Source organism: Brevundimonas sp. GW821-FHT09G01 (assembly GCF_059416065.1).
The window spans coordinates 1-23193 of sequence record NZ_JBWKOL010000011.1 but is presented as its reverse complement, the minus strand read 5'-3'; the positions used below and the strand labels follow the sequence as shown (position 1 = coordinate 23193).

17 protein-coding genes are annotated in these 23193 nt (G+C 70.5%); 3 read left to right on the top strand and 14 right to left on the bottom strand.

From position 1 onward, the window contains the following. Nucleotides 1–22: 22 nt before the first annotated feature. Genes hisIE through AC07NB_RS16260 form a run of 8 tightly spaced genes read right to left on the bottom strand, consistent with a single transcriptional unit; the run spans nt 23 to nt 6637 of the window. On the bottom strand, nt 23–631 hold the full coding sequence (gene hisIE / locus AC07NB_RS16295; protein ID WP_291837659.1) for a bifunctional phosphoribosyl-AMP cyclohydrolase/phosphoribosyl-ATP diphosphatase HisIE: 609 nt from the start codon (nt 629–631) through the stop codon (nt 23–25). Next, nucleotides 628–1395, bottom strand: coding sequence for an imidazole glycerol phosphate synthase subunit HisF (gene hisF, locus AC07NB_RS16290; RefSeq protein ID WP_291837661.1), 768 nt, complete (start codon nt 1393–1395; stop codon nt 628–630). The genes hisIE and hisF overlap by 4 nt, the downstream gene beginning before the upstream one ends. Next, the gene (gene hisA, locus AC07NB_RS16285; RefSeq protein WP_492313697.1) at nt 1392–2126 is read right to left on the bottom strand and encodes a 1-(5-phosphoribosyl)-5-[(5-phosphoribosylamino)methylideneamino]imidazole-4-carboxamide isomerase; all 735 of its coding nucleotides are present in this window, start codon (nt 2124–2126) and stop codon (nt 1392–1394) included. Before hisA ends, hisF begins: the two co-directional genes overlap by 4 nt. Beyond that, nucleotides 2123–2725: an imidazole glycerol phosphate synthase subunit HisH gene (gene hisH / locus AC07NB_RS16280; RefSeq protein ID WP_494572350.1), complete on the bottom strand. Its 603-nt coding sequence runs from the start codon at nt 2723–2725 to the stop codon at nt 2123–2125. Before hisH ends, hisA begins: the two co-directional genes overlap by 4 nt. Then, nucleotides 2722–4158: an imidazoleglycerol-phosphate dehydratase HisB gene (hisB, locus tag AC07NB_RS16275; protein WP_494572351.1), complete on the bottom strand. Its 1437-nt coding sequence runs from the start codon at nt 4156–4158 to the stop codon at nt 2722–2724. The genes hisH and hisB overlap by 4 nt, the downstream gene beginning before the upstream one ends. Then, a complete protein-coding gene (gene hisD, locus AC07NB_RS16270; RefSeq protein WP_494572352.1) occupies nt 4155–5462 on the bottom strand; it encodes a histidinol dehydrogenase in 1308 nt (435 codons plus the stop codon). The genes hisB and hisD overlap by 4 nt, the downstream gene beginning before the upstream one ends. Beyond that, a complete protein-coding gene (hisG, locus tag AC07NB_RS16265; RefSeq protein WP_492313693.1) occupies nt 5462–6343 on the bottom strand; it encodes an ATP phosphoribosyltransferase in 882 nt (293 codons plus the stop codon). The genes hisD and hisG overlap by 1 nt, the downstream gene beginning before the upstream one ends. Nucleotides 6344–6352: 9 nt before the next feature. Then, nucleotides 6353–6637 (bottom strand): YerC/YecD family TrpR-related protein, encoded by a 285-nt coding sequence (locus tag AC07NB_RS16260; protein WP_492313692.1) that lies wholly within the window; start codon nt 6635–6637, stop codon nt 6353–6355. A gap of 77 nt (nt 6638–6714) precedes the next feature. On the opposite strand from AC07NB_RS16260, the gene AC07NB_RS16255 reads away from it, so the two are divergent. Then, entirely contained in the window at nt 6715–8076 is a 1362-nt protein-coding gene (locus AC07NB_RS16255) for a DUF6880 family protein (protein WP_494572353.1), read from the top strand. Here AC07NB_RS16255 and AC07NB_RS16250 read toward each other — a convergent pair. The 6 genes from AC07NB_RS16250 to AC07NB_RS16225 all read right to left on the bottom strand — a co-directional run bounded on the left by AC07NB_RS16250 (nt 8073) and on the right by AC07NB_RS16225 (nt 16922). Beyond that, the gene (locus AC07NB_RS16250; protein WP_494572354.1) at nt 8073–9713 is read right to left on the bottom strand and encodes a carboxylesterase/lipase family protein; all 1641 of its coding nucleotides are present in this window, start codon (nt 9711–9713) and stop codon (nt 8073–8075) included. The genes AC07NB_RS16255 and AC07NB_RS16250 overlap by 4 nt on opposite strands. Next, nucleotides 9713–11026, bottom strand: coding sequence for a spinster family MFS transporter (locus tag AC07NB_RS16245; protein ID WP_494572355.1), 1314 nt, complete (start codon nt 11024–11026; stop codon nt 9713–9715). Before AC07NB_RS16245 ends, AC07NB_RS16250 begins: the two co-directional genes overlap by 1 nt. A gap of 34 nt (nt 11027–11060) precedes the next feature. Beyond that, complete coding sequence (locus AC07NB_RS16240) at nt 11061–12305, bottom strand: serine hydrolase domain-containing protein (RefSeq protein WP_494572356.1); 1245 nt, start codon at nt 12303–12305, stop codon at nt 11061–11063. Further along, nucleotides 12302–13003 carry a TetR/AcrR family transcriptional regulator gene (locus AC07NB_RS16235; protein WP_291837720.1) on the bottom strand — a complete coding sequence of 234 codons (702 nt, stop codon included), beginning with the start codon at nt 13001–13003 and terminating at the stop codon, nt 12302–12304. The genes AC07NB_RS16240 and AC07NB_RS16235 overlap by 4 nt, the downstream gene beginning before the upstream one ends. A gap of 67 nt (nt 13004–13070) precedes the next feature. After that, complete coding sequence (locus AC07NB_RS16230; protein ID WP_494572357.1) at nt 13071–14660, bottom strand: AMP-binding protein; 1590 nt, start codon at nt 14658–14660, stop codon at nt 13071–13073. A 90-nt stretch (nt 14661–14750) separates the two neighbouring features. After that, nucleotides 14751–16922: a TonB-dependent receptor gene (locus AC07NB_RS16225; RefSeq protein ID WP_291837710.1), complete on the bottom strand. Its 2172-nt coding sequence runs from the start codon at nt 16920–16922 to the stop codon at nt 14751–14753. Between the two features lie 190 nt (nt 16923–17112). Between AC07NB_RS16225 and AC07NB_RS16220 the strand changes: the two genes are divergently transcribed. Beyond that, complete coding sequence (locus AC07NB_RS16220; protein WP_494572358.1) at nt 17113–18012, top strand: SDR family NAD(P)-dependent oxidoreductase; 900 nt, start codon at nt 17113–17115, stop codon at nt 18010–18012. Between the two features lie 151 nt (nt 18013–18163). Next, the coding region (locus AC07NB_RS16215; RefSeq protein WP_494572359.1) for a beta strand repeat-containing protein at nt 18164–23193 on the top strand (5030 nt) is incomplete at its 3' end.

Here is a 23193-nt window from a genome sequence, read left to right as displayed (position 1 = left end):
GGCCGGGGCCGTCCATCACACCTCAGTGACCGGCCCGCGCCGCCAGCACCTTCAGCACCGCCTCCAGCCCCATGCCGCGGGCGTGCAGCAGGACCAGCAGGTGGTAGATCAGGTCGGCGGCCTCGGAGGCCAGTTCCTCGTCCGGCCCGGCGACGCCGGCCAGCGCGGTCTCGACCCCTTCCTCGCCGACCTTCTGGGCGATCCGCTTGGGCCCCTCGGCCAGCAGGCGGGCGGTCCAGCTCTCGGCCGGATCGGCGGCGGCGCGGACGGCGATGGTCTGTTCCAGCCGGGCGAGACGGCCCACGCCGGGCGCATCCTCCTCGCCGAAACAGCTGATCCGGTTCAGGTGGCAGGCGTTGCCGACGGGACGGACCTTCAGCACCAGGGCGTCGCCGTCGCAGTCGGCGGTGATGGAGACGACAGACAGCCGATCGCCGGAGGTCTCGCCCTTGCGCCAGCGGCCGCCGCGCGATCGTGAGAAGAACGTCGCCTCGCCGCTGTCCACCGTCTCGTCGAAGGCGGCGCGGTCCATATAGGCGAGGGTCAGCACCTGAAGGGTGGCCGCGTCCTGCACCACCACGGGGATCAAGCCGCCGCCCTTGGCGAAGTCCAGGGTGTTGGGATCGATCATGGTCTCACCTCGACGCCCGACCGGGTCAGGAAGGCCTTCAGTTCGGGGATGGGCAGGGTCCCGGTGTGGAAGACGCTGGCGGCCAGGGCGCCGGACACGTCGGCCTGGTCGAAGACGTCGCGGAAATGCTCGGCAGATCCGGCGCCGCCCGAGGCGACCAGCGGGATGGTCAGGCGCGACCGGGCGGCGGCCAGCTGGGTCAGGTCATAGCCTTGGCGCACCCCGTCCTCGTCCATGCAGTTCAGCACGATCTCGCCGGCGCCCAGCGTCTGGGCCTCGACGATCCAGTCCAGGGTCCGGCGGCCCGCGCCCCGGCTGGCGGCGGCGTCGCCGGTGTACTGGTGCACGACCCAGTCGTCGCCCGCGCGCTTGGAATCCACGCCGACCACAACGCACTGCGACCCCAGCCGGTCGGCCATTTCGGCGATCAGCTCGGGGCGTTCCAGGGCGGGGGAGTTGATCGACACCTTGTCCGCCCCATGGTCGAGGCAGCGCGCGGCCTGATCGACCGAGCGGATGCCGCCCGCGACGCAGAAGGGGATGTCCAGCAGGCGGGCGATGTCGCGCACCCAGCCGTAGTCGAGGGTGCGGCCCTGCGGGCTCGCGGTGATGTCGTAGAAGACCAGTTCGTCAGCGCCCTGATCGCGATAGCGGGCGGCCAGTTCGGCGGCGTCGCCCATGTCGCGATGGCCCTCGAAGCGGACGCCCTTCACGACCCGGCCGTCCTTCACGTCCAGACAGGGGATGATGCGCCGGGCGGTCATGCGCGCGCGGTTTCCAACGCCTGCGCCAGGGTGAACCGGCCTTCGTACAGGGCGCGGCCGATGATGGCCCCTGACGATCCGACCGAGCGGGCGCCGGTCAGGTCGGTCAGGTCGGCGATCCCGCCTGAAGCTTGCAGCCACAGGTCGGGCCGCCGCTGGTGGATCTCGGCCAGCAGGTCGAGGTTGGGCCCGGTCAGGGCGCCGTCGCGGCCCACGTCGGTGACCAGCAGATGTTTGGCGGCACCGACCGGATAGCGGTCCAGGGCGGTCCACAGATCCACGTCGGCCGCCTCGGTCCAGCCCTTGAGCGCGGGGACATAGCGGTCGCCGTCGGCCTTCACGTCGATGGCCAGGGTGATGCGGTCAGGGCCGAAGCGCTCCAGCCAGCTCAGCACCTCGTCGGGCCGGGTGACCGCCAGGGAGCCGACGACGACCCGGCTGACGCCCGCGCCGAGCAGGCGGTCCACGTCGTCCGCGCTGCGCACGCCGCCGCCGGACTGGATGTGGATGTCGATGGCGGCGGCCAGTTCGCCGATCAATTCGTGCTGCATGGCCCGGCCCGCCTCGGCGCCGTCCAGATCGACGATGTGTGCCCAGGTCGCGCCCGCCGCGCGAAACGCCGCCAGCCGCTTGGCCGGGGCGTCGTCATAGTGGGTCACCTGATCGAACTTGCCGTGCATCAGGCGCACGCAGACGCCGTCCCTCAGGTCGATGGCCGGATAGACGATCACGCGGTCAGCTCCAGGAAGTTCTTGAGAATGCGGGCGCCGGCCTTGGCCGAACGTTCCGGGTGGAACTGGCAGCCCCAGCGGTTGGCCTGGCGCACTACGGCGGGCACCACGCCCCCATAGTCGGCGCGGGCGAGGGTGGCGGGGCTGTCGGGACAGACGAAGCCGTGCACGAAATAGGCCCAGGCCTCGCCGCCGATGCCCTCCAGCAGCGGGTCTTCCCGGGTCACGTCCAGTCGTGACCATCCCATGTGCGGCACCGGCAGGCGCGGGCCCGGCTCCAGCTTGCGAACCCGTCCGGGGATCAGGTCCAGCAGGGGCGTGCCGCCGCCCTCCTCGCTGTCGGCGAAGAGCAGCTGCTGGCCGAGGCAGACCCCGAGCAAGGGGCGGGGAAAGGCGCGGACGGCCTCGGTCAGGCCCAGTTCGTCCAGCCGGGCCATCGCATAGCCCGCCTGACCCACGCCGGGCAGGATCAGCCGTTCGGCCTCGGCCACATCGACGGGATCGCTGGTCAGGCGCACCGCCGCGCCCAGCCGCTCCAGGGCGAACTGCACCGAGGCGACATTGCCTGCGCCATAGGCAAGGACGGTGACCGACTTCACAGCACCCCCTTTGTGCTGGGCACGGCCTCGCCCTCGACGCGGATGGCCTGGCGCAGGGCGCGGCCGAAGGCCTTGTAGGCGGCCTCGGTCTTGTGGTGATCGTCCTCGCCCTTGACCGAGACATGGATCGCCGCGCCCAGGTGCTCGGCCAGCGAGCGGAAGACGTGGGCGGTCAGATCGGTGCGGTAGTCGCCGATGAAGGGGGTGTCAAAGGTCCCCTCGAACACCGGATAGGGACGGCCCGACAGGTCGATCGACACCTGGGCCTCGGCCTCGTCCATGGGCAGGACGAAGCCGTAGCGGGCGATGCCGCGCCGCTCGCCCAGCGCCTGTTTCAGGGCCTGTCCGAGAGCGATGGCCGAGTCCTCGATGGTATGGTGCGGGTCGGTGTGAAGGTCGCCCTCGCACGACAGGGTCAGGGAGAAGCCCCCGTGGGCGGCGATCTGCTCCAGCATGTGGTCGAAGAAGCCGACGCCGGTGGAGATGACGACGGGCGCGGTCGCGTCCAGATCGACAGCGCAGACGATGCGCGTCTCCTTGGTGTCGCGCACGGCCTGGCCGGTGCGGTTGGGCCGGGCCCTGGCCGGGGCGAGGTCGAGCGCGATCAAAAGCCGGTCGTTGACCTCGGCCTTGGCGGAGACGGGCAGGCGCAGGCGTTCTCCCGCGACCTCGGCGGCGACGCCGTAGCGGGTCAGGGCCGCCAGCACCGCGTCCGGGTTCGACGGGCGGGCGATCAGGACAGGGCCGAAGCCGGGCTCGACCGTCATCTCGCGCGACAGGGCCTTGCCCAGCCGCTCGCGTTCGCGGCGCACGGCGGCCAGCCGTTCCTTCGTCTCGATCAGGCGCGACGGGTCCAGCGCCTGCAGCGCCAGCCGCACCGAAACCTCGGGCAGAGCGTAGGGCTCCAGCACCGTCGCCAGCCGCGCCAGCGCCTCAGGCTGTCCCAAGGCGGCCCCGACGCGGGCGCCGGCCAGGCCGTAGGCCATCGACAGGCTGCGCAGGACGATCAGATTGGCGTGGCCGGCGATGGCCTCGACCGCCGAAGCGGCGTCGGCGTACTCGGCCATGCCCTCGTCGACCACCAGCAGGGCGGGGGCGACCCGCTCGGCCATCTCGGCCACCGCCTCCGGCGAACCGAGCGCGCGCAGGACGACGGCGGCGGTCCCGGCCCCGGCGATGGGACGGCGATAGAGGGCGGCCAGAGCGCGGTAGGGCTCAGCGTCCGGCGCCTCGACCCGCAGGCCGTCCAGCGCCGCGAGGCGGAACACCAACTCCAGCCCATGCGTCAGGCCGCGCACCGGCAGCACTTGGTCGGCAGACAGGCCGTAGATCTCGCTCATGCGAGCCGCGAGGGCGCGGGGTTCGACCGGATAGCGGTCCAGACCCTCGCCGCCGGCCACCAGCGGCGCGAAGGGCGCGGGCAGGTTCTTCATCGGCCGGACCTCAGATCGGCGGCGCGGGCGTGCGCCTCCAGCCCTTCCATCCGAGCCAGCTGCGCCGCGACGGGGGCCAGGGCGGCGGCCCCGGCCGCAGTCACGGACTGGACCGACATGGAGGTCATGAAGCTGGCGGTGGTGACGCCCCCCATCGTACGGGCGGCGCCGTCGGTGGGCAGGACGTGGCTTGGGCCGGAGGCGTAGTCGCCCAGGGCCTCGGCGGCGTTCGGACCGACGAAGACCGCGCCGGCGGCGGTGATGCGTGGGACCCACTGGTCGGCGTCCAGCGTCTGGATGGCCAGGTGCTCCGGGCCGTACAGGTTGGAGACGTCGCAGGCCTCGGTGATGCTGTTGACCCGGATGGCGCGGCCCTCGGCCAGGGCGGCGCGGGCGATGTCGGCGCGGGGCAGGGTTTCCAGCTGCAGCTCGACCTCTTCCAGCACGGCGTCGATCAGGCCCCGGCTTTCGGACACCAGCAGGACCTGGGCGTCAGGATCGTGCTCGGCCTGGCTCAGCAGGTCGGCGGCGGCCACCACGGCGTCGGCGTCCCGGTCGGCGATGACCAGCAGTTCGGACGGTCCGGCGGGCATATCGACGGCGGGGCCGCCGGGCAGGGCCGCAGCCTGTTTCTTGGCTTCGGCCACCCAGGCGTTGCCGGGGCCGAACAGCTTGGCGACCGGTTCGATCTCGCCGTCGTCGAAGATCGCGCCGAAGGTCAGGGCGGCGATGGCCTGCGCCCCGCCGATCAGCCACAGGGCGTCCAGCCCCGCTTCGCCGGCGGCGACGATCATGGCGGGGTGAGGCTCGCCGTCCTTCGAAGGCGGGGTCACGGCGACGCGCCGCCCCACCCCCGCCACGCCCGCCGGAATGGCCAGCATGAGCAGGGAGGAGAACAGGGGCGCGGTGCCGCCGGGCACATAGAGGCCCGCCGAACCGACGGGCCGCCAGGCGATGCGCGAGCGCACGCCGGGCCGGGTCTCGACCCAGGCGCTGTCCTCGGGCCTGGTCGCCTCGTGGAAGATGCGGATGTTCTCGGCGGCGATGCGCAGGGCGCGGGTGGCGGCGGGGGGCAGGGAGGCGCGGGCCTCGGACACGGCCTGTTCGGTGATGGCGATGCGGCGCGGCGCGGAGCCGTCTAGCTTCAGGCCCCAGTCCGCGACGGCGGCGCCGCCCCGGGCCCGCACGTCGTCGAAGATGGCGCGCACGCCGTCCGCGACCGACGCGTCGTTGCGCCGGGCCGGGCGGGCCAGGGCCTCGCGGCGGCCGGCGGCGTCGAGGGAGGACCAGTCGAAACGGCGCATCACATCATCTTCTCGATAGGGAGGACCAGGATGGCCGAGGCCCCGACGGCCTTGAGCTTCTCCAGCGTCTCCCAGAACACGGCCTCCTGGCAGACGGCGTGGACGGCCACGGCGTCGTCGCGGCCCATAAGGGGCATGACCGTCGGGGCGCCCGCGCCGGGCAGGATGGCGGTGATCTGTTCCAGCGCCGAGCGGGGCGCGTTCAGCATCACATATTTGGCGCCCTGCGAGGCGACGACGCCGGACATGCGCTCGATGATGCTGTCCAGCAGCTCGGCCAGCTGAGGCTCGGGCGCGACGGGCGAGCGGATCAGCACGGCCTGCGACTCCAGCACGGTGTCGCGCGCCGCCAGACCGTTGGCCTCGATGGTCGCGCCGGTGGAGACCAGGTCGCAGATGGCGTGGGCCAGCTTCAGCCGCGGGGCCACCTCGACCGCGCCGCGCATGGTGACGATGTCGGCCTCGACCCCGGCGGCTTCCAGCCAGCGGCGCAGCACGCGCGGGTAGGAGGTGGCGATCCGCTTGCCGTCCAGCGAGGCCGGCCCGGCGTAGTCCAGCGTCGGCGGCACGGCGATCTTCAGGGTACAGCGGCCGAAGCCCAGCGGCATGATCACCTGCGCCACCGGTCCGCCGTTGCGGCCTTCCTCCAGCACATTCTCGCCCACGATGCCCAGATCGCAGACCCCGTCGGCGACGAAGGTCGGGATGTCGTCGTCGCGCACCCGCAGCAGGTCGATGGGGTAGTTCTCGACCCGGTACAGCAGGTCGTTGTTGCCCTTGACCACGCGCAGGCCCGCGTCCCGCACCAGATCAAGGCTGCGTTCGGACAGGCGACCGGATTTCTGGACGGCGATACGGAGCCGTCCCTCGACAGTACTCATGGCGTGAACTCAGGCTTTCAATCTGTCCAGCACCAGGCGGTAGCCCTGATGCGGCATCTCTTTCAGGAACCGGGCGACCCGCACGACCGTGGTCGGGCTGGCCTGGGCCTCGGCGGCGATTTCTCGATAGGACTTGCCGCCCGCGTCCAGCAGGCGGGCCACCTCCCAGCGCTCGGCGAAGGCGCGCAGCTCGGCGGGCGTGCACAGATCGGCCAGGAAGGCGTCGACCTCCTCGGCCGTCTTCAGCGAGAGCAGGGCGTCATGGAGCGCTTTTCGGGCGGGGTTGGTCGTCATGCGTGTTCCATTATGCTGTAACAGTGGAACACGCAAGCGGCGTTTGTTCGGCTTCACCGGAAGCCTTAGAAGACGGCATGGCCAGGCGCCCGACTCCCCCGAAGAAAACCCTGTCCGCCGCCAATCTGTCGGTGCTCGGCGCCGACCGGCTGGCCGGGCTGCTGATGGAGGTCGCGGGCGGCGACGCCCTGTGGAAGCGGCGGCTGCGCATGGAGCTGGCCGGCGAGGTCGGGGCACCCGACTTGGCGCTGGAGCTGGACAAGCGGCTGACCGCCCTGGGCGACAGCCGGGTGCGGGTGTCCTGGCGCAAGCGGCCCGAACTGGTGCGGGACCTGCAGAGCCTGCGCCGCATGATCGTCGACCGGCTGGCCGAGCTAGACGCCCGGCTGGCCTTCGACCGCATGGTCGCGTGGTTCGACCTCTATCCGGGCCTCGCCGTGCGGGTGAAGGATCCCAAGGGCGAGCTGGCCGTGCTGTTCGACGGCGCGACCGGCGAGCTTGCGACGCTGGCTTCGGCGCTGGGGCCGCAGGGCGCCGTGCCGATCCTGGCCGACGCCCTGGCGACCCGGCTGTCGGAATGGGCCTCGTGGATCGGGCGCGGCGTGGGCGACCTCAGCCCGGCGGTGGCCTCAGGCCTGCTGGCCGAACTGACCGGGGGCAAGCCGCGTCCGACCGGGCGGCTGGCGCTGGTGGTGCGCAAGTTGGCGGAGCGCAGCGGCGACCTGGACGCCTGGATCGCCGCCATTCCCGACGACGACCGCCATCGGCCCGAGGTCGGCTCGGTCATGGCCACGCGGCTGGCCGCCGCCGGACGGGTGGAGGAGGCGCGCGCCGCGCTGGAGGCCTCGCGTCCCGCCGCCCCGCCGCCTTCGCGCTGGGGCCGCAAGGCCGAGCCCGCGCCGCCGCCGCCGGAACAATGGCTGGAGGCCGAGATCGCCGTGCTGGACGCCGAAGGGCGGGACGAGGAGGCGGATCAGGCCCGCTGGATCCTGTTCGAGCGCACCCTGTCTCCCGACGCCTTGCGCGCGATCATCGCCCGGCTGCCGGACTTTGAGGACGTGCCTGCCCTGGACCGCGCCTTCGCCCATGCGGCGACCTATTTCGACCCGGTGAAGGGGCTGGCCTTCCTGATGACCTGGCCCGCCCTGCGCGAGGCGGCGGAGATGATCGAGGCGCGGGGCGGGGAGCTGCGCGGCGGGCACGAAGACATAGCCCTGTGGGCGTCGCGCCTGTCGGCCCGCTATCCGGCGGCGGCGCTGATCCTGCTGCGGGCCCGGGCGCGGACCCTGGTCCGGCTGGGCTCGGGCATGACCGACGAAGTCGAGGGACTGGTCCATGAGGCCGAAAGCCTCGCGGCCGAAGCCGGCGACGAGGGCCATGCCGCCTTCGTCGCCGGTCTCAGGACCGACATGGGGACCTACAGGCCCCCGCGCCGCTAGTCGCAGCCTGCCGCGGCAGGAGGCATCGGCGGCGAGGCCAGGCCGGTGTTCCAGTTCCAGCCGATGGTCCCGGCGGCGCGGCGGCGGCACATGGTCTGTTCGTGCAGGTCGAACATGCCGGGGAACAGGCCGGTCCCGGGCTCGGGCGCGGCGCGGAAGGCGATATAGGCGCCGGTCTCTCCATAGGCGGCCCAAGCCGGTGCATCCGCCGCGCGGGGCCGGCCGTCCCGGACGAAGCTGGTCCAGTAGCCGACCATGGCGTCCGACAGCCGGGTCTCCTCGGCCGTGTCCGGGACCTTGGGCCAGCGCGGCGGCGTGCGGGCCGGATTGCCGAACATGTAGGGCAGTTCGCTGGCGTGGAAGGCGTGCAGGTTCGCCTCGTCGGCGGCCGGATAGCCGTGGTCGAACAGATAGAGGTAGGAGGACTGTCCCGCCGCCGTCTGCGAACGCACCAGCCGTTCCGAGGTCCAGCCGTACAGGGCGTCGCGGCTGGCCGCGAGGATGCTCTCGCCCATATCCGACGACGGATAGAGACGCAGGAAGGCGTCGGCCATGTCGCCGTAGCGCTCCCGGATCACCCGCTCATAGTCCGCCGCGGAACCCGGCGCCGGCGGGGCCAGCATCCGCAGGGAGCGGATTTCACCGCTGTTGAAGCCGGCCAGCACCGGAACCTTGGCCTGGCGCCCGCGGTCGAACACATCGACCAACTGGGCGGGCAGGATGACGCCGTCGACCGCGCCGAAGGTGGCGAAGCCGCCCATTGCCGCGCGGTCGGTCAGCGTCTGCGGATCCATGCCGCGCAGCACGCGCAGGCTGGGTGCCTGGAGCGTGCGCGCCAGGGCCGCGCCCGCGTCCTCCGCCGACGGCGCGCCGAAGCGGGCCGTCTTCAGCTCGGGCGTCGAGATCATGTAGGCGCTCTGGGCGATGGCCCGGTCGAACAGGCCCTGCGCCAGCGGCGAGGTCATCAGATACAGGACGCTGAGGCCGCCCGCGGACTCGCCCGCGATCGTGACGTTGTCCGGATCGCCCCCGAAGGCGGCGATGTTGTCGCGCACCCACTGCAGGGCGCGGACCTGATCCATCAGCCCGTAGTTGCCCGAGATGTGCGCCGGGCTTTCGGCGCTGAGATCCGGGTGGGCCAGCCAGCCCAGCACGCCCAGCCGGTAGTTGATCGAGACCACCACCACGCCTTCGCGGGCCAGCCGGACGCCGTCGTACAACGTCTCCTTGCTGGAGCCGGTAACCAGCGCCCCGCCGTGGATCCACACCATCACCGGCGCCTTGCCGGCGGCGGGCGGGGTCCAGACGTTCAGCGTCAGGCAGTCCTCGCTGGTCCGGCCCAGGTCGGCCGAATAGATCGACTGGACGAAGGGCGTCGGCTGGATGCAGGCGGCGCCGTACTGGGTCGCGTCGCGGACGCCTTCCCAGCCGGCGGCGGGGGCGGGCGGACGCCAGCGCATCTCCCCGACCGGCGGCGCGGCGTAGGGAATGCCCTTGAAGCCGAGGATGTCGCCCTCCGCCGCGCCCCGTACGGCGCCCGCGGGGGCTGTGACGACGGGTGCGGTCTGGGCCGAGGCGGTGGAGGCGCCGGCCAGCAGAGCGAGCGCCGCGCCGGCGGCGAGGAGTTTGGAGATCATTAGGCGGCTCCCGCTCTGGAGGTGTCGCGGCCCAGCACCTTGGCCAGCCACAGGAACAGGCTGATCGCCACCAGATAGACCGGGATCAGGGTGTAAAGCGCGATCTGCAGCGAGTTCTCCGGGTGCGCCGCGCGGAAGAAGTCGCTGGCCGCGCCGACATAGGTCGGACCCACGGCCATGCCGATGAAGTTCATCACCAGCAGCAGCAGGGCTCCGGACATCACGCGTTGATTGGGCTTCACCTCCTCCTGCACCAGCGCCACCGAGGACGACAGGTAGAAGTAGTTCAGGAAGTTCGGACCCAGCATCAGCACCAGCGCCAGCGGCCACGACGGCGCCCAGACGAAGGCGACGTAGAGCGGCAGGGCCAGCGACAGCGAGAGGGCCGGCAGCAGGGCGTAGGCCTTCTTGGACCGCCGCGTGTAGCGGTCGATCAGCCATCCGGAGGCGAAGATGCCGCCGCCCATGCCGATGGCCACCACCAGCGCGTACCACAGGGCCACGTCGTTCAGGGTCATCCCCTTCTCGCGCATCAGGAACAGCACGGCGAAATTGCCCAGGCCGTAGGTGACGATCTGGGTCACGCCGCTGCCCAGCGAGGCCAGCACCAGGGTCGGGGTGGAGAAGAACATCCTCACCGTGGCCCAGAAGCCGGCTCGGGGCGGGGCCGCGGCGTCCGGCGCCCGGTCCAGTCCGCCGCGCCGGGGCTCCTTGACCAGGAAGGGGGTGGCGGCGGCGACGACTAGGCCGACCGCGCCGATGGCGATGAAGGCGTCGCGCCAGCTGAAGGCGGCGGCCACCGACGCGCCGAAGGCGATGCCCAGCGCCGCGCCGACGGGCGGCCCCAGGTTGTAGATGCCCAGCGCCATGCCGCGACGGCCGGGCGGGAAGTAGTCGGTGATGATGGCGTAGGACGGCGGCACCCCGCCCGCCTCGCCGAAGCCCACGGTCATGCGCGCCACGGCCAGCTGGCCGAAGCTGCGCGACAGGCCGCAGGCGATGGTCGCCGCGCTCCAGATTCCGCAGGCGACGGACACTACCCAAACCCGGTTGGTCCGGTCCGCCAGCCAGCCCACGGGGATGGCGATGAAACAGTAGAAGAATGCGAAATACAGCCCGCCCAGCAGGCCCAGCTGTCCGTCGGTGATGTGCAGGGCGTCCTGGATCGGCTTGGCCAGGATCGACAGCAGCTGCCGGTCCAGGAAGTTCAGCACATAGACGAACCACAGCACGCCCAGGGCGACCCAGGCGGGCCGTCCCACCGACGGTTTGGCGGCGGGAGGGTCTCCGGATTCGATCGGTGTCGCACTCATTCTCGTTTCCTCGGATGCGGGCCTGAGGGCCCGTCTATTTTTCGGGATGGGTCAGCGCGGCGTAGGTGAAGCCGCGGGCCTTGGCGCGGAACTCGTTGCTCACCGGATCGGCCATCCGCTGGATCAGGCCGACGAAGACGATGTCGTTCTCGGGGTCGATCCAGAACCAGGTCCCGCCGCCGCCGCCCCAGCTCAGCGTGCCTTTGCCTTCGCCGAGGCCCAGCCGTTTCGGGTCCTCGGTGATGGCGAAATCGAGCCCGAAGGTCAGGGCTGGGCTGAAGGGCAGCAGACGCAGCGGGCTGTATGTGTTCAGGACGGCGTCGGGGATGACGTTGGTCGCCATCAGGTCGATGGTCTCGGGCTTCAGAATGCGAACGCCGTCCAGCTCGCCCCGGTTCAGGATCATCTGGCAGAAGCGGGCGTAGTCGGTCGCGGTCGAGACCAGACCTCCGCCGCCGCCCTCGAACCGGGGCGGGCGGGTGTAGTCGTTGATCGGCATGTCGAAGGCGTCGGCGGCGACCTTCAGTCCGCCCGCGCCGTCGTCGCAGTACATCTCGGCCAGCCGGTGAACCTGGTCGGCGGGGACCTGGAAGCCGGTGTCGACCATGCCCAGCGGCGCGAAGATCCGGGTGCGGAGAAACTCGCCGAACGTCTGGCCCGACAGCCGTTCGACCACCAGCGCCTGCAGGTCGGTTGCGATGGAGTAGAACCACTCGGTTCCCGGCTGGAACATCAGCGGGATCCTCGCCGCGCGCTCGACAAGGTCCTGGTAGCCGTGGGCCATCATGACGCCCGCCTCGCGATAGGCCCGCTCGACCGGATGCACGTCGAACAGGCCGTAGCCGAGCCCGGTGGTGTGGCTCATCAGCTCGCGCATCGTGGGCGGCCGGAGGGCGTCCTCGGTCAGCATGGCGCCGTCCTCGGCGAGGCCAGCATAGACCTTCTGGCCCTTCAGCTCGGACAGATAGTCCGTAACCGGATCGTCGAGGCGCCAACGGCCTTCCTCGAACAGCATCATCATGGCCACGCCGGTCACCGGCTTGGTCATGGAGTAGATGCGGAAGATGGCGTCGCGGCTCAGCGGCGCCGCATCGCCCAGCCGGGCGTGGCCGAAGGTGGTGAAGGCGGCGACCTGTCCGTGGCGCATCAGCAGGGTGGAGGTCCCCGCCACCAGCCCCGCCTCGACCATGCCCGCCATATAGGCGTCGAGATCGGCGAGACGGGCGGAGTCGAAGCCGAGGGCCTCGGGATCCGGTGCGAACGGAAGGCCGCCGGTCATTCGCGCGTCTGCTTTCGCCGTTCCGCCGCGCGGTCGTGGCAGATGCCGATGAAGCCGTGGGCCATGAAGGAGGCCATCCGCTCCTTGATCGCCTCGAAGTCGTCGGACCGGCATTTGCCGCCCGACAGGTGGTCGATCCGGCCTGTGCGTGCCAGGCTCAGCGTCAGGGCGCCGGTGACGAAGTGATAGCCCCAGAACAGGTCTTCCTCGGTCGCGTCCGGCAGGGCCTGCCGCAGCAGGCCGATGAGGCGCAGCACGACGGGGTCGAACAGCCGGTCCATGACCTCGGCGCCCCAGGCGGGGGTATTGTTGATCTGGGCGCTGAGGGCGCCGAAATGCCGCCATCCGTCGCCGCCGTTCGAGTAGGTGTCCAGGTCGGTATCCAGGAAGGCGCGCAGGGCGCCCTCGACCGTCGGCTTGCCGCCCGCCGCCGCCTCATAGGCGTCCAGGGCCTCCATGCGGCGTCCACTGGTCACGGGCGCCCGGCGCGCCATGACCTTGTCGAACACCTCCTGCTTGTCGGTGAAATAGTAGTGGATCAGCGATTTATGGACCCCGACCTTGTCGGCGATGTCCTTGATCGTCACCCCATAGAAGCCATGCTGCGAGAACAGCTCCTCGGCCGCGTCGAGCAGTTGCTCCAGGCTTTCGGCGCGTTGCTCTGCCTTGCGGCGCGGCTGGCGGGGCGGGGTGGTCATAGGCGGAACCTCAAGGCGGTCCGGCGCGCCACGGTAGAACGCCGACTCGATGGAGACGGCGGTCATCCTATGCGCCTCCATAGGTGGCGCGAAGCACGGCCTTGTTGATCTTGCCCGTGGCCGCCAGAGGCATGGCCGTCACGCGCACGATCCGCTCGGGGATCCACCAGTCGGCGACCTGACCCTTCAACGCGCCCTTCAGATCGGCGTCGTCGATGGTCTGTCCGCGGGCGGGTTCGATCACCATCAGGGGACGCTCGCCCCATTTCGGATCGGATCGGCCGATCACGGCCACCAGTCCGACGGAGGGCAGGGCGCCGACGATCTCCTCGATCTCGACCGGATTGATCCATTCGCCGCCCGACTTGATCAGGTCCTTGGACCGCCCCGCCAGCGTCAGGTTTCCCGCGTCGTCCAGGATGGCCAGGTCGCCGGTGTCGAACCAGCCGCCCGCGTCGATGGCGGCCTCGGCCGCGCCGAAATAGCGGTTCAAGACGCTCTGGCCCCTCACCTTCAGATGGCCGACCACGTTGCGCTGGTCGGGCAGGGGGGCGCCCTCGGCGTCGGTCAGCAGCAGGTCCAGGCCCATGGGCGGGCGGCCCGATCCACGCGCGGCGCCCGGTCGGCGGCTGCGCGGCGAGATGGCGCCCAGCGGCGACAGTTCGGTCATGCCCCAGCTGGTCTGCACCGTGGCGCCGAACCGGCGTTCCATCCGCTGCAAGAGGCTGTCGGGGCAGCTGGAGCCGCCGATGATGATGCGCTCCAGGCTATGGGTCTCGGCGCCGGTGGCGTCCAGATGATCCAGCAGGCCCAGCCAGACGGTCGGCACGCCGACGGCGACGGTCACCTGATGCCGGTCGATCAGCCGGGCCAGGCTGGCGCCGTCCGTGACCCGGCCTGGCAGGACCAGGTCGGCCCCCACCGCAGGCGCCGCGAACGGCAGGCCCCAGGCGTTGGCGTGGAACATGGGCACGGCCACCAGCACGGCGTCGTCGGCCGTCAGGGCCATGGCGTCCGCCTGCAGGGCGCGGGTGGTGTGCAGATAGTTGGAGCGGTGGGTGTAGACGACGCCCTTGGGCGCGCCCGTGGTGCCCGAGGTGAAGCACAGGCCCGCCGGCGCCGTCTCATCGAACCGGCCCCACTCGACCGGACGCCCGCGCTCGGCCAGCAGGGCCTCCAGCTCGCTGACGTCGGCGCGTCCGGCCTCCGCCGCATCGCCGTCCAGCAGGATAAGGTGTTCGAGGCAGGGGCAGGCGGCCAGCAGGGCCTCGGCCATGTCCCGCAGTCCGGCGCCGACCGCCAGCACGCGGTCTTCAGCCTGCACGATCATCGCCGCCAGATGGGCGATCGTCAGGCGGGGATTGAGGGTGTGGCAGACCAGGCCGACGCCCATGGCGCCGTACCAGACCTCGACATGGTGTTGGGTGTTCCAGGCCAGGGTGGCGATGCGCTCGCCGGGCGCCAGGCCGAGGTCGAGCAGGGCGCCCGACAGGCGATTGGCGCGCTCGCGCAGGGCGGCGTAGCCGAGGAGGGAGTCCGGGCCGTCGACGCCGGCGGTGATCACCCGCGCCTCGCCGTGCCATTTGGCGCCGTGATCCAGGAAGCGGTCCACGGTCAGCGCATAGTCTTGCATGGGGCCGGGGAGCGAGCTGATCATCCTGAAGCGAAATTCCAGACAGTTACAGGGGCCGGCGGACCGGCGAAGGGGGCGGGGCGGCGACCTTCGGCCGCCGCCCCGGCGTCAGGATCAGAAGGTCTTCATCAGGTTGATGCCGAACTGCCGCGGCGGCCCGGCGTAGCGCAGGCCCGCGTTGACGGCGGCGATGTAGGTCTGGTCGGTCGCGTTGTGCGCATAGGCCGCGACGGTCCAGTCGTCGGTCTTGTAGCTGAGCATCAGGTTGACCAGGTCGCGGGCTTCAAGCCGGTCGCCCAGGGCCCGGTTGTTGAAGATGGAGGTCCAGGCCTCGCCGATGTGGGCGTAGTCCATGCGGGGCGACAGGGTCGCGCCGTTCGGCAGCTGGAAATCATACTGGACGCCGATGTTGAAGGTGAACTCCGGCGCATAGCTCTGGGTGTTGCCGTCCAGGTTGAGGCAGTTGGCGGTCGCCGGACCGGTGGTGGCGTTGCACGTGCCGCTGCGCGCGACACGCGGGTCGGCGGCGTAGAACTCGCCCAGCTCCGATTTGGAGACGGCGGCGCCGACATCCACGGTCCAGTCGTCGACGCGCACCTGGGCCGAGGCCTCGACGCCCATCAGAACGGTCTCGTCCGCGACGTTGACGATCGAGCTGAACAGCGGGACGGCCGGATCGCCGACGACGACCTGGAAGCCCTCATAGGTCATGTAGTAGGCGCCCAGCTGGGTGCGGACCCGGCCGCCGAACAGGGTCGATTTCCAGCCCAGCTCGTAGTCGATCACGTCTTCCGGCCCGAAGGAGCTGGCCGGGACATAGAAGTTCGGCGCGTTCAGCCCGCCCATCTTGAAGCCGGTGGCGACGAAGCCGTAGACGAAGTTGTTGTCGTCGATCTTGTAGTTGAGGCTCAGCTTGCCGGTCGTCTTCTCGGCGGTGACCTCGTCGTTCTGCAGCAGGGTCAGGCCGAACGCCGGATAGGTCGTGTAGACGTTGTCGTTGCGCGAGGTGCTTTCCGACCAGCGCGCGCCCAGCTGGATCTGCAGCCGGTCCGAGATGTCGTAGCTGACCTGGCCGAAGACCGCGGTGGTCTCCTTCGGCGTCTCGCCGAAGATGTAGTAGTCGACCACGCCCTCGGGGAAGCCGACGTGATAGGCGCCCTGCGGGAAGGTGGTGACCGGGAAGGTGACGTTGTCCTGCTGCCAGAAGGCGCCCAGCAGCCAGGTCAGGCGCTGGTTGTCCGGCGAGACCAGGTTGATCTCCTGCGACCAGACGTCTTCCTCTACGCGGTCATAGAAGGTGTTGTTCAGCGCGCTGGTGCCGTCCAGGTCGGTCGAGAACTCGCTGATCCCGTCCTGATAGCCGGTGATCGACCGCAGGGTGATCCCGTTGTCGAAGACGTAGCTGACGTTCAGCGACACGCGCGCCGTCACGTCCTTGCCGGAGTGGGGGCCGTTGGCGGTGATCTTGAACGGATCGTTGGTCGCCAGCGCCGGGTCGGCCGGATAGCCGCCGAAGTCCAGGCTGTTGTAGTCGCCCTTCAGCAGCACCCGCAGGGCCGGCGTCGGGGTCCACAGGAAGCTGGCGCGGACGCTGTTCATGTCCACGTCGCCGGGGCTGCCCTTATAGGGGCCGGTGATCTCGTGGAAGCTGCTGCGCTGCTCACTGTTGACGGCGAAGCGGGCGGCCAGGGTGTCGGTGATCGGCACGTTCACCGCGCCCTGGAATTTCAGGTTGTCGTAGTTGCCGACCTGACCCATCACATAGCCGTTCACGCCCGAGAAGTCGGGGTTGCGCGAGGTGATGAAGACCGCGCCGCCCGTGGCGTTGGTGCCCGCGAAGGTGCCCTGCGGTCCGCGCAGCAGCTCGACCGCGCCGATGTCGTAATAGGGCTCGGTCTGGAAGTAGCCGGGGAAGACCGGCACGCCGTCGCGATAGGTGGTCACGCCCACGCCGATGGCGGTGGTGGGCTCCGACTTGCCGATGCCGCGCACGTTGAAGAAATTGCCCTGGCCGAAGTTCTGCACCGTCGTGGACGGGGCCACGAATTGCAGTTGCTCCAACGAGAAGACGCCGCGGTCGTCCAGGCTTTCGCCCGACAGCACGGTGGCCGCGACGGCGGTTTCCTGAAGGTTGGTCGTGCGCCGTTCGGCGGTGACCACCACCTCGCCCAGCGAGGCGACGTCGGCCTGCTGGTCGGTGGATTGGGGCGTGGCGTCCTGAGCCTGCGCGGCTCCGGCCCACAGCAGGACGGCGGCGGATGTCGTCAGCCAGAGCTTGCGCCCCATGGTCTTCCTCCCTCGATGTTTCCTCGGGCGCTCTGACGGCGCCGTGACCATGACCGTCTCACCGATTCAAGTCGTCGTCAATCCTCACTCGCCGGCTAGTGAACATTGACCTTTCGGTCAGGATCATCAGAGTGCGACCGCCCGGAGCCGGGCGACAGCAGCGATGTCCGGAACAGTCGGGGAGACCAGCATGACCATCGATCTCAAGGGCCGGGTGGCCATCGTCACGGGCGCCGGCGGCGGCCTGGGCCGCAGCCACGCCATCGCCCTGGCCCGCCAAGGCGCCAGGGTGGTGGTCAACGATCTGTCGGCCGCCGCGTGCGACGCGGTCGCCGCCGAGATCACGGCCGCGGGCGGCGAGGCCGTTCCCTGGACGTGCAGCGTCACCGACCGCGAGGGCGTCTTCGCCATGGTCGCGGGCGTGGTCGAGCGCTGGGGCCGGATCGACATCCTGGTCAACAACGCCGGCATCCTGCGCGACCGCACGTTCGCCAACATGGATCTGGACGATTTCGCCCTGGTGGTGGACGTGCACCTGATGGGATCGGTCAACCTGACCAAGGCCGCCTGGCCGCACATGCGCGACAGGGGCTACGGGCGGGTGATCTTCACCACCTCGTCGTCGGGCCTGTACGGAAACTTCGGCCAGGCTAACTACGGCGCGGCCAAGATGGCGCTGGTCGGGCTGATGCAGACCCTGGCGCTGGAAGGCCGCAAGTTCGACATCCGCGTCAACTGCCTGGCTCCCAGCGCGGCGACGCGGATGACCGAGGGCCTCTATTCCGACGATGACCTCAAGGGCCTCTCGAGCGACCTGGTCAGCCCGGGCGTGGTCGCCCTGGCCGCCGAGAGCGCGCCGACCCGCACCATCCTGCTGGCGGGGGCGGGGGCCTTCGAGCAGGCGCACATCACGATGACGCGGGGCGTCCATGTCGGCGACGCCCCCGACGCCGCCGAGCAGATTCAGGCGCAGTGGGCTCGCATCGCCGACCGGACCGAGGAGCAGGTCCCCGAATCCGGCGCCGCCCAGTACACCCACGAGATCGGCCATCCTGATCGTCCGGTGGTCGGCGCGCTCGATGCGGCCTGACATCCGGGAACCTTGGTACGCCCGCGATGAATTCTGGGATTCCTGGGCGTAGGCGTTAACGGCGCCTTAATATAAAGGCCAAGCTTCGCCGTCATTTTTGCCGGTGAAGCTTGACCCGTCGCGCTCGCGGCGGACCCGGGGGAAGTCAGAGATGTTCGGTATTGTGAAGTCGGTCTTCGGCCGCGCGGGCGTCTACGCGCGCGCGCTGCTGACGGTGGTCGTGGCCTTGGTGGCGCTGGCCGCGCCGTCGGCCGCGTTCGCCCTTTCGGCCGGGTGCAGTGCGATCAATGCCTTGGGTGGAACCTTCACCGTCGATGGCGCGGGCAACGGCACCGACAAGTTCACCGACTTCGCGAGCCAGCCGCTCGCGAACGGTGAGGTCGTGACCTATTCCTGGTCGGGAAACACCAAGGGCGCTTACGTCTACATCCTGTACAGCCAGAACAGCGGCTTCCAATTCGCCCCTGAATCCGTCGAGGATTCGACCGCGGTCAGCGGGTCGGGATCCTTCACCTTCTCGAACATCGCTGCCGGTGACTTCTTCGAAGTCGGCGTGAACGACGACACGATCTACAATACGGGGTCCAATCCCGCGGCGCGTAACAGCACCGTCAACATCACGCTCAGTTGCTCGGCGCCGACCCCGCCCAGCCTGTCGATCAACGATGTGTCCGAGAGCGAAGGCGATACCGGGACCAAGACCTTCACCTTCACCGCCTTCCTGTCGGCCGCCAGCGCGAGCACGGTCACCGTCAACTATGCCACCGCGAACGGCACGGCGACCGCCGGCAGCGATTACACCGCGGTCAGCGGCGTCCTGACGTTCGCACCTGGCGAAACGATGAAAACCATCGCGGTCCTGGCCAACGGCGACGCCCTGGCGGAGCCGAACGAAACCTTTTTCGTGAACCTCAGCGGCGCGACGAATGCGACGATCTCGGACGCTCAAGGCATCGGCACAATCGTCAATGACGACGTGGCGACCCCTCCGACGGTCAGCGCGGTCTTCAACGCCTCCCCCATCAACCTAGGCAGCAGCCGTCAGCTGCAGATCACGATCACCAACCCGACCGCCTCCCCGATGACCGGGGTCTCTCTCGCGGCCGCCGCCTTGCCGGTGAACGTCAACGGCTCCACCCCGGCGACCAACTGCCCCAGCGCGACGGCCAGTTACAACTCCGGGACCAAGGAATTCAGCCTGTCCGGCGGAACGCTCGCCGCCGGCGCCAGCTGTCTGTCCACCCTGACCGTGACGCCGACCGCGACGGGCAGCTACACCTATACGACCGGCGTGGTCTCGGCGACGGGAGCCACCGGAGGCACGGCGACCACCGGCGCCCTGGTCGTCAATTCCCCTCCGACGGTGACGTCGATCAGCCCGACCGCCGGCCCGACCGGCGGCGGCACGACGGTGACGCTCACCGGCGCCAACTTCACCGGGGTGACCGCGGTCACGTTCGGCGCCACGGCGGCCACCGGCTTCACTTTCAACAGCGCGACCTCGATCACCGCCACGGCTCCGGCCGGCGCGGCGGGCACGGTCGATGTCCGTGTCACCACGGGCGCCGGGACCAGCGCGACCAGCGCCGCCGACCAGTTCACCTATGTCACCGCGCCGACTGTGACCTCGGTCTCGCCGACGGCCGGTCCGACAGGCGGCGGGACCACCGTGACCATCACCGGCACGGGCTTCGCGGCCGCGGCCGGCACGGGCGCGGTGAAGTTCGGCGCGACCAATGCGACCTACACCATCAACAGCAACACCCAGATCACCGCCACGTCGCCGGCCAACTCGGCGGGGACTTACGACATCACCGTCACCACCCCGGGCGGAACCAGCGCCACCTCGGCCGCTGACCAGTACACCTATGTCGCTGCGCCGACCGTGACCTCGATCTCGCCGACGGCGGGACCGACCGGCGGCGGCACGACGGTGACGATCTTCGGGACGAATCTCTCCACGGCCACCGCCGTCACCTTCGGGGCCACGGCGGCCACCGGCTTCACGGTCAACAGCGCGACCTCGATCACCGCCACGGCTCCGGCCGGCGCGGCGGGAACGGTGGACGTCCGCGTCACCACCGTGGGCGGGACCAGCGCGACCAACGCCGCAGACCAGTTCACCTATGTTGGAGCGCCGACCGTGACCTCGATCTCGCCGACGGCGGGACCGAGCGGGGGCGGGACGACGGTGACGATCACCGGCACACGCTTCTCCGGCGCCACCGCCGTCACCTTCGGGGCCACGGCCGCGACCGGCTTCACGGTCAACAGCGCCACCCAGATCACGGCCACCGCTCCGGCGGGAACCGGCACGGTCGACGTCCGCGTCACCACCCTGGGCGGGACCAGCGCGACCAGCGCCGCTGACCAGTTCACCTATGTCCCCGCGCCGACGGTGACCTCGATCTCGCCGACGGCGGGACCGGCCACGGGCGGGACGTCGGTGACGATCACCGGGACCAACTTCACCGGGGTGACAGCGGTCACCTTCGGCGCCACCTCGGCGACCGGCTTTACGTTCAACAGCGCCACCTCGATCACCGCCACGGCCCCGGCCGGCGCGGCGGGCACGGTCGACGTCCGCGTCACCACCGGCGGCGGAACCAGCGCGACCAGCGCCGCCGACCAGTTCACCTATATCGGAGCGCCGACGGTGACCGCGATCTCGCCGACGGCGGGACCGGCCGCGGGCGGGACCTCGGTGATCATCACGGGAACCCGCTTCACCGGGGCCACCGCCGTCACCTTCGGGGCCACGGCGGCGACCGGCTTCACGGTCGACAGCGCCACCCAGATCACCGCCACGGCTCCAGCCGGCGCGGCGGGGACGATCGATATCCGCGTCACCACGGCGGGTGGGACCAGCGCGACCTCGGCAGCCGACCGGTATATCTATATCGCGGCGCCGACGGTGACGGCGATCTCGCCGGCGGCGGGCCCGATCTCGGGCGGGACGACGGTGGTCATCACCGGCACGCGTTTCGCGGCGGCGGCCGGAACCGGCGCCGTGAAGTTCGGCGCGACCGACGCGACCTACACCATCAACAGCAACACCCAGATCACCGCCACGGCCCCGGCCAACTCGGCGGGGACCTACGACGTCACCGTCACCACCACGGGCGGGACCAGCGCCACCTCGGCCGCTGACCAGTACACCTATGCCGCGGCGCCGACCGTGACCGACCCCGGCGCCGTCGTGGTCGCCTTCAACACCGCCACGCCGATCGACCTGTCGGGCTCCATCTCGGGCAGCCATTCGACCATCGCGGTCGCGTCGGGTCCGTCGCACGGCTCGACCAGCATCTCGGGCGACGTGGTCACCTACACGCCTGACACCAACTATGCGGGCGCCGACAGCTTCACCTTCACGGCGACAGGCCCAGGCGGAACCTCGGCCACGGCCACGGTCAGCCTGACGGTCAGCCTCGGCGACCAGGCCATCACCTTCAATGCGCTGGGGAACGCCTCGCTCTCGGCCTCGCCCCTGACCCTGGCGGCGACGGCGAGCTCGGGCCTGTCGGTGAGCTTCTTCTCGGACACCACCGCGGTCTGCACCGTGTCGGGAACCAGCCTGACCCTGCTGCAGACGGGGACCTGCACGATCCGGGCGGAACAGCCCGGCGACACGACCTGGGCCGCCGCGCCTTCGGTCTCGCGCAGCTTCACGGTCACTCCGGCCCATCTGGTCATCACGGCCGCCCCGGCCTCCGGCCTCGTCGTCGGTCAGAACTACAGCCAGGCCAACACCGTCAGCGGCGGCGTCGCGCCCTACACCTATGCGCTCGCGGCCGGCGCCTTTGTGCCCGGTACGACGCTGAACACCTCGACCGGCGTGGTCTCGGGCACGCCGACCGTGGCGGGTTCGTTCAGCTACATCGTCCGCGTCACCGACAGCCAGGGGACGCCGGTCACCGCCGACACCGGCGTGAACACGGTCACCATCGCCAGAGGCTCGCAGACCCTGGCCTTCACCTCGACGGCGCCGTCCGCCGTGGTGGCCGGTCCGGCCTATGCGGTCACGGCGACGGCGAACTCGGGCCTGACCGTCAACCTCAGCCTCGACGGAACCAGCACGGGCTGCGTGCTCTCGGGCGGGTCGGTGACCTTCACCAGCCCCGGAACCTGCGTCATCAACGCCAACCAGCCCGGCGACAGCAACTGGAACGCCGCGGCCCAGGTCCAGCAGAGCTTCGCCGTCATCGCCAACCCGCCCATCGCCGACGACTCGCCGGGCTGGCTGGTGGCCTACAACAGCACCGGCGCGCCCCTGGACCTGTCGGTCTGGATCAGCGGCGGCGCCCACACCTCGATCGCGGTGGTCACGCCTCCGGCGCACGGCACGACCTCGATCGCCGGTGATGTGGTCACCTACACCCCGACCGCCGGCTATTTCGGCATCGACAGCTTCACCTATACGGCCACCGGCCCGGGCGGGACCTCGAACGTCGCCCTCGTCCATCTGACGGTGGAGACTCCCGCCGCTCCGGCCGTGACGAACCGCAGCGGTGTCGCCGTCGCCTACAACGGCGCCGGTACGGTGATCGACCTCTCCACCTCGATCACCGGCGTGCACGCCTCCATCGCGATCGACACGCCGCCGGCCCACGGCACGGTCACGGTCGCCGGCGACGTGGTCACCTATGTGCCCGCCGCCAACTACTACGGCGCTGACAGCTTCACCTACACGGCCACCGGCCCCGGCGGGACCTCGGCTCCGGCGACCGTCAGCCTGACGGTGGCCAATCCGCCGGCTCCGACGGTTTCGGGCCGTAGCGGCGTCGCCGTCGGCTACAACAGCACCGGCGCGGCGATCGACCTAGCGAGCGCGGTCAGCGGCGTGCACGGCTCCATCGCCGTCGCGACCCCGCCCGCCCACGGCGCGGTCACTATCGCGGGCGACGTGGCCACCTACGTCCCGGCCGCGAGCTACTTCGGTCCGGACAGCTTCACCTATACGGCGACGGGTCCCGGCGGGACCTCGGCTCCGGCCACGGTGTCGCTGACGGTGGCGACCCCGCCGCCGCCGGTCGTCGCGCCGCCGACCACCCCGGTGGTGGTGCCGACGCCGCCCGCCGGCAACGGTCCGCCGCAACCGGTCACCGTCAATCTGGGCAGCCAGAGCAACGGCGTCATCGACGGCTACCGCATCACCGCGACCAGCCAGCACGGCACGGCGTC